This window comes from Methylibium sp. T29-B (assembly GCF_000576225.1).
In the GTDB taxonomy this organism is placed as follows: domain Bacteria; phylum Pseudomonadota; class Gammaproteobacteria; order Burkholderiales; family Burkholderiaceae_C; genus Methylibium; species Methylibium petroleiphilum.
In genome coordinates, this window is record NZ_AZSN01000222.1 from 1 (window position 1) to 4,383 (window position 4,383).

The window sequence follows — 4,383 nt, forward strand, 5'->3', positions numbered from 1 at the left end:
GCCGACGGCGCCGCCGCGCGGGTGGCGCTGATCGGCGGCGCGCCGCTCGGGCCGCGGCACATCTGGTGGAACTTCGTGTCCTCGCGCAAGGAGCGCATCGCCCAGGCCGCCGACGACTGGGAAGCCGACCGCATGGGCCGCGTGCCGGGCGAGACTGATCGCATCCCGCTGCCGGCGCGGCGGCCGGCCTGAGCCGCGCTCAGAACCGGATGCTCGCGCCGCCGATCTGCCCGACGCGCAGTACGCACTCCAGGCCTTCGACGATCACCGCGTTCATGCCGAAACTGATCGCGCCGCCCACGCGCTCGTCGGCGCGGTAGCCGGCCAGCGTGTCGCCCGGCTCGTGGCCCGCCACGCCGGTGGCCGGGTCGACGTTCGGGATCGGGCAGCGCGGGCAGGGCTTCACCAGCTTCAAGCGCACCGGACCCTCTGGCGTGTCGAAGGCGATCTCGTCGAGGTGGTCCTCGCCGTGTGCGTCCAGACCCGCCAGCACCAGGTTGGGCCGGAAGCGCTGCATCGTTACCGCCGGCAGGTCCTTCGCCGCCAGCCGCTCGTTCAGGCCGGCGAGCGAGGCCTCGGAGATCACCAGGATCGGATAGCCGTCGCTGAAGGCGGTCTCGGCCTCGATCGTGCCGGTCCAGGCGCGGTTCGACGGGCGCTTCTGCTCGGGGTCGAAGCGCACCAGCCGCAGCGGCTGGCGCAGGAAGTCGCTGAACCACTGCGCGGCCAGGTCGCCCATGTCGTAGGCCGCCACCTCGTCGTCCCACACGCGCACGCGGGTCGGCGTCTCCACCGTGTCGAGCGCGAGGTGCAGCGCCAGCATGCCCGGCGCGCGCAGCACCAGCTCGCTGTGGCGCAGCTCGGTGGCCACCAGGGCCATGCGCGGCAGCTCGCGCTGGCTGAGGAACTCGCCGTCGGTGTCGACCACCATCCAGGCGCGATCGAACTCGAAGCCGGTCTCGATCAGCAGCACTTCCGGCAGGCTCACGCCGGCGCAGGACTTGACCGGGTGCACGTGCAGGCCGGCAATCGTCACGTCGATATCGCTCATCGCATCAGCGCCCGAACAGCTTCTTCAGCTCGTCCTTCGCCTTCTCCTTCGCCTTGTCCCTGGCCTGTTCCTTCACCGAGGGCGCCGAGGCGCCGCTGGCTGCGGCCGCCGGCGTGGCGCTGCCGCCCAGCAGGCCGCCCAGTGCGTCCTTGGCCCGGTCGCCCAGTGCGCCGCGGGCCGCGCCGCTCAACAGGTCGGCGCTCACCGCCGACCATTGCACCTTGTAGTCGACCGCCTCGAAAGGCCCGACCAGCTGCACGGCACAGTCACGCCCTTCAGCAACGCGAGATCGGCGCCGCCCTGGCCCTCGGCGGTGCCGGTGACGGTCGCCTTGGCGAGATAGTCGACGCGGCCGCGGCCGATGTCCACCAGCCCTTCGCCGCCCACGCGCAGGAACGGACTCTTGCCAGACAGGTCCTTGCTGCGCGCCACGCCGTCGGCGATGTCGAAGCTGGCGGAGATCTCCGAGAAGTCGGTCTTCTCCTCGGCACTCGAGGCCTGCACGGCGTCCTTGTTCAGCGTGACCGCCGAACGCCACTGCCGCAGCGTCTTCGCGAGGTTGATCCCGCGCACCGCGCCGTCGCGCAGCTGGAACGCGGCCTTGCCGTCGAGCGCCTGCTTGAGGCGCTGCACGCTGGCGCCCTGCGTCGTGACGTCGGCCGTCACGCGCCCCTTGCCCTCGAGCTTCCTGAACTGCGCCACGTCGGTCAGCAGCGCGGCGATGTCGACGTCGGTCGCGTCGAGCTTCAGGCCGATGCGCTGTGCCGCCGGGTCAGCGGCCGCCTGCGCGGAGGCCTGGGCCGCGAAGCGCCCGCCCCAGGCGCGCCCGCTCAGGTCGCTGACGCGCAGCACGCCGCCAGCCAGCGTGGCTCCAGCGCCGCATCGGCAATGCGGTAGGGCGGGTAGACCAGCGTGCCGGCGCGGAAGCTGAAGCGGCCGTCGAGTGCCTTCAGCCCGCCCAGATCGACCGGGGAGTCCGCGCCGGGCCTGGCGCCGGCCTGCGGGGCCTTCGGGCCGGTCGACGGCGCGACGAAGCGGGTCAGGTCCAGCGCTGCGAAGCGGGCCTGGGCATCGACGTAGGGCACCGGTTTCGACAGGTCGGCGCGGCCGCCGGCGGTGAACTTCTGGTCGTTGATCGCGCCGTCGAGGCGCCAGCTCGCGTCCTGCGTGCCGGCCTGCGCCTGGCCCTGCAACGCCAGGTTCACCGGCGGCAGTGCCGGGTCGGTGAAGTTGAGCTTCAACTGCAGCGCATCGAGCGCGGCGGCCAGCGGCTGCGGCGCCAGCGTGAGGTCGCTGCGCACCTCGCCGTTCACACTGCGGCCGGCGCCGCTGCCCTTGACGGCAAGCCGCAGCCCCGGAACGCGGATGCGTTCGAAGCTGCCGCTCGGCGCCTGCGATTCGAAGTCCATCTGCACCGTGCCGACCGCCGGCCCGCCCTGGAGCGAGGCGCTGCCCTTCAATGCGCTGCCCTTGAGCGCGTCGCCCGTGACCTCGAGTTTCGGCCAGGCGAGCTGGGCGGCCACGCTGTCCTCGCCGCGGCGGCCGGCCAGCTTGACGTCGAGCGCGTCGAGCCGCAGCGCGCGTTTCGGCGGATCCAGGCGCAGCGCGTCGAGCGCCACCGTGCTGTCCTTCAGCGCCACCCCCAGGCGTTCGCCCGACAGCGTGAGCCGGAGCTTGTCGGCCTGCAGCGCACCGCTCGGTCCGTCGTAGGCCAGCATGCCGGCGAGGCGGGCGTCGAGCTGCTTCACGTCGAAGCCGTCGCCGCGCAGCGACAGCGCGAGGTCGCGCAACGCCACGCTGGCGGGCGCGCCGGCCGGCAGGCTCAGCTTCAGCTGGCCCGTGAGCTCGACGTCGGCGTTCAGCTTCGGTTGCGTGAGCGCGGCCTGGCCGACGAAGCGGATCGGTGACTCGGCGCCGTCGGCCAGGCGGCCGGTACGGAGCTCCTTGACGACGAAGCGGCCGTCGAGACCCAGCGGTACGTCCTTCACCGTCGCCTGCAGGTCCTTGAACTCGATCGCGCTGATGTCGAATGCCAGCGCCTGGGAGGAGACGTCGGCGGCCGGGGCGTCCTTCGCGTCGGTGGCGGGGCTCAGCAGGTCGTCGATGTTGCGGCGGCCCTCGGCGTCGCGGCGGTAGTGCACGCGCACACCGCGCGCTGACACGCGGTCGACCGCCAGCCGCTGCTTCAGCAGCGGCATCACCTGCACCGCGAGCGTGGCCTCCTGCAGCGCCGCGAACTCGTCGGGGCGCCGGTGCTCGCTGAGCTTCACGTCGCGCAGCGTCACCTCGAGGCGGGGAAAGACCGACAGTCCGATCGGTCCGTCGATCGCCAGCGTGCGGGCCCGGTGCTCGCGCATCCAGTCGATCAGCAAGCCCTTGTAGCGATTGGGGTCGAAACTCGCGACGAGGTAGGCCGCGGCGGCCACGGCCAGGCCCAGCAGCACGGCCAGGGCGATCAGCGAACGACGGAGCCAGACGGGCATGACGCAGGCCAGGGCGGGGGCCCTGTGCAGTGGCGGTCGGGGCATTGTGCCGCCGGCCCTGTCCCGACGAGGGGCTCCCTACAATGTGAATCGCAATGAAGCATTTCGACGTGAGCGTGCGGGGCCGCGGCGCGGTGGGGCAGGCGCTGGCCTTGTCGCTCGCCCGTCTCGGGCTGCGCGTCGCATTGTCCGGCGCCCCGGCGCCCGAGGGCCCCGATGTGCGCACCTACGCGCTCGGCGCCCGATCGGTGGCTTTGCTGCAGCAGTTGCGGGTCTGGGAGGCGCTGCGCGCGGCCACGCCGTCGGCCGCGACCCGCGTGCTCGACATGCAGGTCGCCGGCGACGCCGGCGGCACGCTGGCCTTCAGCGCGTGGCAGCAGTGCGTCGGCGAGCTGGCATGGATCGTCGATGCCGCCGCGCTGGAGCGCGAACTGGCGACCGCACTGCGCTTCTCGCCGCACGTCGCGTTGCTCGACGAGGCCCCGCCGGCCGCGCTGGTCGCGCTGTGCGAGGGCAAGGATTCGCGCGAGCGCGAGGCGCTCGGCATCGAGGTCGAACGCCACGACTATGGCCAGCGCGCGATCGCCGCGCGGCTGGCCAGCGACAAGCCGCACCAGGGCATCGCGCGGCAATGGTTCCGCGCGCCCGACGTGCTGGCGCTGCTGCCCTTCGACCTGCCGGGCGAGGCGGGCGGCTACGGTCTGGTCTGGTCGCTGCCGGACGCGCGTGCCGCCGAACTGCTGGCGCTGGACGACGGCGCCTTCGAGCAGGCACTGAACGAAGCCAGCCACGGCCAGGCCGGCCGGCTGGCGCTGCGCGGTGCCCGCGCGGCCTGGCCGCTGCGACTGG

General features: G+C 73.0%; 6 protein-coding genes. 2 read left to right on the plus strand and 4 right to left on the minus strand.

The genetic code is table 11. The features are described 5' to 3' along the window. Positions 1-192, plus strand: a 192-nt coding sequence (locus Y694_RS19960; RefSeq protein WP_036235761.1) for a pirin-like C-terminal cupin domain-containing protein, incomplete at its 5' end; no start/stop codon positions are given. A gap of 7 nt (positions 193-199) precedes the next feature. Here the strand turns inward: Y694_RS19960 and Y694_RS19965 are convergent. Genes Y694_RS19965 through Y694_RS19980 form a run of 4 tightly spaced genes read right to left on the minus strand, consistent with a single transcriptional unit; the run spans position 200 to position 3,534 of the window. Then, positions 200-1,051 (minus strand): MOSC domain-containing protein, encoded by an 852-nt coding sequence (locus Y694_RS19965; protein WP_036235764.1) that lies wholly within the window; start codon positions 1,049-1,051, stop codon positions 200-202. A gap of 4 nt (positions 1,052-1,055) precedes the next feature. After that, complete coding sequence (locus Y694_RS19970) at positions 1,056-1,256, minus strand: hypothetical protein (RefSeq protein WP_197028831.1); 201 nt, start codon at positions 1,254-1,256, stop codon at positions 1,056-1,058. After that, positions 1,253-1,903: an AsmA family protein gene (locus tag Y694_RS25055; RefSeq protein WP_036235768.1), complete on the minus strand. Its 651-nt coding sequence runs from the start codon at positions 1,901-1,903 to the stop codon at positions 1,253-1,255. Before Y694_RS25055 ends, Y694_RS19970 begins: the two co-directional genes overlap by 4 nt. Continuing rightward, entirely contained in the window at positions 1,882-3,534 is a 1,653-nt protein-coding gene (locus Y694_RS19980; RefSeq protein ID WP_036235769.1) for an AsmA family protein, read from the minus strand. The genes Y694_RS25055 and Y694_RS19980 overlap by 22 nt, the downstream gene beginning before the upstream one ends. A 95-nt stretch (positions 3,535-3,629) precedes the next feature. On the opposite strand from Y694_RS19980, the gene Y694_RS19985 reads away from it, so the two are divergent. Then, positions 3,630-4,383, plus strand: a 754-nt coding sequence (locus Y694_RS19985) for a 2-octaprenyl-3-methyl-6-methoxy-1,4-benzoquinol hydroxylase (protein WP_036235772.1), incomplete at its 3' end; no start/stop codon positions are given.

What these genes read in the sequence shown, in the direction of transcription:
- Y694_RS19980 (WP_036235769.1), bottom strand. Translation starts at nt 3,534, where the DNA reads ATGCCCGTCTGGCTCCGTCGTTCGCTGATCGCCCTGGCCGTGCTGCTG.
- Y694_RS19965 (WP_036235764.1), bottom strand. Translation starts at nt 1,051, where the DNA reads ATGAGCGATATCGACGTGACGATTGCCGGCCTGCACGTGCACCCGGTC.